Annotated in this window: 5 protein-coding genes; 4 read left to right on the top strand and 1 reads right to left on the bottom strand. The window is 72.3% G+C overall.

The genetic code is table 11. From position 1 onward, the window contains the following. Positions 1-286 precede the first annotated feature (286 nt). Positions 287-556, top strand: coding sequence for a hypothetical protein (locus ACWEVN_RS46765; protein WP_449681467.1), 270 nt, complete (start codon positions 287-289; stop codon positions 554-556). A gap of 37 nt (positions 557-593) precedes the next feature. Then, on the top strand, positions 594-1061 hold the full coding sequence (locus ACWEVN_RS46760; RefSeq protein ID WP_452055571.1) for a DUF4383 domain-containing protein: 468 nt from the start codon (positions 594-596) through the stop codon (positions 1059-1061). A gap of 2 nt (positions 1062-1063) precedes the next feature. Here ACWEVN_RS46760 and ACWEVN_RS46755 read toward each other — a convergent pair whose 3' ends face one another. After that, the gene (locus ACWEVN_RS46755) at positions 1064-2080 is read right to left on the bottom strand and encodes an NAD-dependent epimerase/dehydratase family protein (protein ID WP_449681469.1); all 1017 of its coding nucleotides are present in this window, start codon (positions 2078-2080) and stop codon (positions 1064-1066) included. A 195-nt stretch (positions 2081-2275) separates the two neighbouring features. On the opposite strand from ACWEVN_RS46755, the gene ACWEVN_RS46750 reads away from it, so the two are divergent. Then, positions 2276-3871, top strand: a complete 1596-nt coding sequence (locus tag ACWEVN_RS46750; RefSeq protein WP_452055570.1) for an ABC-F family ATP-binding cassette domain-containing protein — start codon at positions 2276-2278, stop codon at positions 3869-3871. Positions 3872-3942: 71 nt separating this feature from the next. After that, positions 3943-4374, top strand: a complete 432-nt coding sequence (locus tag ACWEVN_RS46745; protein WP_310967412.1) for an organic hydroperoxide resistance protein — start codon at positions 3943-3945, stop codon at positions 4372-4374. Positions 4375-4475: the final 101 nt, after the last annotated feature.

Raw genomic sequence — 4475 nt, 5'->3', positions numbered from 1 at the left:
CCCAACGCCACATTCGCTGCGTCCCACGCACCCAACGCCACATTGGGGCGCTCGAACCCGGGCGTCGCGGCACTGGGCGTCGCGGCACTGGGCGGCCGTGCCGCTCGGTTGTGGTGCCGGGTGGGGCGGGGTCGTGTTAGCCTGTCGCCGTGCTGCGTCCGATGTTGCTTCCGCGACTCGTAACCCGGCGCGCCGGCTGAACCCAGGTTGCCGGCGTGCTGAGTCGGCGATCGCTTCTTTCCGGGACCTGGCCCCGATCTCGTTCCTTCCACACAGGAGATCCGCCATGTCCACTTCCTTCGCCGTTCCCGCGCCCCGGTCCGCCATGCTGCTGCGTCGGCGCATCGCCACCTACTTCGTCGGCGGGGCCGATGAGGTCCCCGCTCTGGTCGGCGCGCTCGGCGGGCGGCCCGTTCACGAACTGGCCGTCGACGTCAAGGACGGCGTCCGCGAAAGCAGCATGGTCTGCGCCGTCCTGCTGGCCGCCGAGGAGACCGGTCCCCTCCTGGACCGGCTGCGTGCACTGCCGTCCGTTGTCTCGGCCGAGCTCGCCTGAGGCGTTTGCCGGAGTCGGCGCCGGGTAGCCCGGCGCCATGACGGACGTCAAAACCCGGCGGAGCACCGCCCGGACCGCCGCCCTGCTGTTCGGCCTCGCGTTCCTGCTCGTGGGCGTCCTGGGGTTCGTCCCCGGGATCACCGCGGACTACGACGCCCTGAAGTTCGCCGGGCACGAGTCGGGCGCCCAGCTGTTCGGCGTGTTCACCGTGTCGGTGCTGCACAACCTCGTCCACCTGCTGTTCGGCGTGCTCGGCGTCCTCGCCGCGCGCGCCGACGGCAGTTCGCGCGCGTTCCTGATGATCGGCGGCGGGATCTACGTCCTGCTGTGGGTGTTCGGCCTCGCCATGGACCACGACAGCCCGGCCAACTTCCTGCCGATCGACAACGCCGACGACTGGCTGCACCTCGGCCTGGGCGTGGCGATGATCGCCGCCGGCATCGCGACCGCGGCCGCCGACCGGACGCGCGGCCAGTACCCCGAACCGGACAAGCAGGGCCACTGAACTCAGGGCTTCCGGCCGACGCCCGTCGCGATCTCGTGCAGCCGGTGCCGGTCCGGGGCCAGCGGGGCCGTCTCCGCGCCCGCGCCCTCCCGCAGTCCCGTCAGGAAATCCTGCAGCGTGGCCGCGGCGTCCCGGCCCGGCTGCCAGTCCAATTCGGACTCCGCGCGGGTCGTGCTCATCACCGGCAGCCGCATGACCGCGTCGAACAAGCCCGGTGACGCCGGGATCGCGTGCACCCGCCAGGCCGCCTCCACCGCGGCCCGCACCGCCGCCGCCGGCATCGGGATAGTGCGCGCGCCCAGGAGGTCCGCCGCGAACCGCGGGTCCACGACCGGGCCCGTCGCGATGTTGAACGCCCCGCGCACCGGCCGCGTCACCGCGCGGCGGACCGCGTCGGCCAGGTCGTCGGTGTGCACGATCTGGAACCGCAGCCCGCGGATGTCCGGCACCACCGGCAGCAGCCGCACCAGCGAGCCCGGCACGAACGGTCCCGCGAACAGCCGGCGCTGCTCGGTCGCGGCACTGCGCTGGAAGACGAACCCCGGCCGCATCCGGACGACGTCCAACTTCGGGTGCCGGCCCTCGAACGCGTCCAGATACCGCTCCAGATAAGCCTTTTCCCGGGTGTACGCGGCCCCGGGCCAGCCGTGCGTCGGCCAGTCTTCGGTCACCGGCTCGTCGTCCGTCCGCGGCGAGTACGCCCCGATCGACGACGTGTAGACGATCTTGGGCACGCCCGCCGCGACCGCCGCCTCGAACACCCGCATCGAGCCGAGGACGTTCGCGCGCCACGTCCGTTCCGGACGCCGGGTGGGCTGGAACAGCCACGCCAGGTGCACGACCGCGTCGGCGCCGCGCAGGTGCGGCACGAGGTCGTCGCGTTCAACGTCGGCCGTGACGACGCCCTCCGCCGGGCGCCGGGCCAGCCCGGCGATGGTTTCGACCTGCGGGTCCGCGCCCAACGCGCGCACGACCCCGGTCCCTATGTTGCCGGTCGCTCCGGTCACCACGATGCGCATCGGGGCCGGTTACCCGGGGTCCGCGCGGACAACCCTGCTATCTTCGCAGGGGAAGATCCTTTCGTGAGGAGACCAGTCGTGGCAGGTGACGTCGACATCTCCGGGTAGCCCCGGAGTCCGCAGGCCCCCGGCTCCGCCGGTGCGGGCCGCCGTCGACGTCCCCTTTTCCGCTTTCACGCCATCGAGGTCTTCGCCATGTCCGAAATCGTGCTGTCCGGCCTGTCCTTCTCCTGGCCGGACGACACCCCCGTCTTCGACCGCCTGTCCGCCACCTTCCCGAGCGGCCGCACCGGTCTCGTCGCCCCGAACGGCTCCGGCAAGACGACGCTGCTGAAGCTCGTCGCCGGCGTCCTGCAGCCCGCCGCCGGCAGCGTCACCGCCGACGGCGTGCTCGGCTACCTCCCGCAGGACCTGCCGCTGAGCGGAGAACCGTCCGTCGCCGAAATCCTCGGCGTGGCCCCGGTTCTGCGCGCCATCGCCGCCGTCGAATCCGGGGACGTCGCCGAGGAGCACTTCACCACCATCGGCACCGACTGGGACCTCGAGGAACGCACCCGCGCCCAGCTCGACCGGCTCGGCCTCGCCGACCTCGCGCTCGAACGCACCCTGAGCACGCTCAGCGGCGGCCAAATCGTTTCACTGGGCCTCGCCGCGCAACTGCTGAAACGCCCGGACGTGCTGCTGCTCGACGAGCCCACCAACAACCTGGACGCCGAGGCGCGCCACAAGCTCCACGCCGTGCTCGACGACTGGTCCGGCTGCCTGCTCGTGGTCAGCCACGACCGCGCGCTGCTCGACCGGATGGACCGGATCGCCGAGCTGCACGGCGGCGAAATCCGGTTCCACGGCGGCAACTTCACCGCCTACGAAGAGGCCGTCAAAGCCGCGCGCGAGGTCGCCGAGAAGAACATCCGCACCGCCGAGCAGGAGGTCAAGCGCGAGAAGCGGGAGATGCAGCAGGCCCGCGAGCGCGCCGCCCGTCGCGCCAGCACGGCGTCGCGCAACCTGGGCAACGCCGGACTGCCGAAGATCTTCGCCGGCACGATGAAGCGCAACGCGCAGGAGTCGGCGGCCAAGGCGGACGGCACGCACGCCGCCCGCGTCGGCGCCGCGAAGGCCAAACTCGACCAGGCCGAACGCGAACTGCGCCCCGAGCAGAAGCTCAGCCTGCAGCTGCCGCAGACCGAGGTCCCGGCCGGGCGGACGCTCTTCCTCGGCGAGGGCCTGCGCGTGCGCGGGCTCTTCGGCGACGGCGTCGACCTGGCGATCCGCGGCCCCGAGCGGATCGCGCTCACCGGCCCCAACGGCGCCGGGAAGTCGACGCTGCTGCGGCTGGTCCACGGTGATCTCGAGCCCGACGGCGGCACCCTCACCCGCGCCGACGGCCGGATCGCCTTCCTCTCGCAGCGCCTGGACCTGCTGGACGACGACCGCAGCGTCGCCGAGAACCTGGCGGCGGCCGCCCCGGCGCTGCCGGCCGACCGGCGGATGAACCTGCTGGCCCGCTTCCTGTTCCGCGGTTCCCGGGTGCACCTGCCGGTCGGTGTGTTGTCCGGCGGGGAACGGCTGCGCGCCACGCTCGCCTGCGTCCTGTTCGCCGAACCGGCACCGCAGCTGCTGTTGCTGGACGAGCCGACGAACAACCTCGACCTGGTCGGCACCGGGCAGCTGGAGAGCGCGCTGACGGCGTTCCGCGGCGCGTTCGTCGTCGTCAGCCACGACGAACGCTTCCTCGCCGAGATCGGGATCGACCGGTGGCTGCGGCTGGAGAACGGTGACGTACACGGGTGACGTCGGGCGACGGTCGCCGCGGGCCCTCCGGGATTTCTAGCGTGGTGAAGTCACCCGCTGAAAGGAACACGATGTCCGAAGTGACCTACACCGCCGTCGCCACGTCCACCGCGGAGGGCCGCAACGGCGGCCGCGCGACCTCCGACGACGGCGCGCTCGACGTCACCCTCGCCGTGCCCAAGGCTTTCGGCGGCGCGGGCGACGGGACCAACCCGGAGCAGCTGTTCGCGGCGGGCTGGGCGTCCTGCTTCGTCGGGGCCGTGCGCCGGGTCGCGGGCGCGAAGAAGGTGCCGCTGAACGACCTCGCCGTGGTCGCCGAAGTGACCCTGCACCACGACACCGAGGCCGGCGAGTTCCGGCTCAGCGCGGTGCTGCACCTGGAGGCGACGGGCATCGACCAGGCCACGGCCGACGAGCTCGTCCAGGGCGCGCACCAGGTGTGCCCGTACTCGAAGGCCACGCGCGGCAACATCGAGGTCACCCTCGACGCGACGGTCGCCTGACGCTGTCGTGAGTGGTAAGGCGGGTTAGAACCCGCCTTACCACTCACGAGGCGAACAGGTGGGTGGGGTGGATTTCTGCCGGGGGGGAACGGCGCGGGGGT

The sequence above is a fragment of the Amycolatopsis sp. NPDC003861 genome (assembly GCF_053605405.1).
This window is presented reverse-complemented; position numbering and strand designations above follow the sequence as displayed.

Excerpts from the sequence above, each read along its gene's own strand:
- ACWEVN_RS46750 (WP_452055570.1), top strand. The coding sequence starts at position 2,276 with ATGTCCGAAATCGTGCTGTCCGGCCTGTCCTTCTCCTGGCCGGACGAC.
- ACWEVN_RS46760 (WP_452055571.1), top strand. The coding sequence starts at position 594 with ATGACGGACGTCAAAACCCGGCGGAGCACCGCCCGGACCGCCGCCCTG.
- ACWEVN_RS46765 (WP_449681467.1), top strand. The coding sequence starts at position 287 with ATGTCCACTTCCTTCGCCGTTCCCGCGCCCCGGTCCGCCATGCTGCTG.
- ACWEVN_RS46745 (WP_310967412.1), top strand. The coding sequence starts at position 3,943 with ATGTCCGAAGTGACCTACACCGCCGTCGCCACGTCCACCGCGGAGGGC.
- ACWEVN_RS46755 (WP_449681469.1), bottom strand. The coding sequence starts at position 2,080 with ATGCGCATCGTGGTGACCGGAGCGACCGGCAACATAGGGACCGGGGTC.